The organism is Neisseria sp. P0021.S005 (assembly GCF_051956955.1).
On sequence record NZ_JBQCWY010000990.1, the window covers coordinates 1 to 436 of the forward strand.

The following is a 436-nucleotide window of genomic DNA, read 5'->3' on the forward strand; positions in this document are numbered from 1 at the left end:
TTTATCGGGCGCAACCCGAATATCGAGATGCTCGCCGCGATAGTCGAAAACCAAACGCCAAGCGTGCAAAAACAGATGTCCCGCCTCATCGCCGCCATACAGCGTATCGCCCAAAATCGGACTGCTTATGCTTTTCATGGCCACGCGCAGCTGATGGGTTTTGCCGGTAAACGGTTGCAACACAAACATGCGCAAACCGGGCTTCAGGCTTTGGCTGCTGAAACGGGTAACGGCAAAATTATCCTCGTCTCGCGTCAGCTTCCATGTACCGCGCCGCGAACGCGCTATACCGCCTTTCACCCAGCCCTGCTTTTTCGCCGGCTTGTGCGTACTGAGTGCCAAATACGTTTTACGCATAGTTTTCTCTGCAAACTGTGCTGACAAAGCCGCCGCGCTGTCGCGTTTGAGCGCAAACAGCAACAGGCCGCTGGTGGTC

Annotated in this window: 1 protein-coding gene; it reads right to left on the reverse strand. The window is 55.3% G+C overall.

The annotated features are described in order from the left end of the window. Positions 1 to 436, reverse strand: a 436-nt coding sequence (locus tag ACTHUE_RS20530) for a pseudouridine synthase (protein ID WP_440424334.1), incomplete at both ends; no start/stop codon positions are given.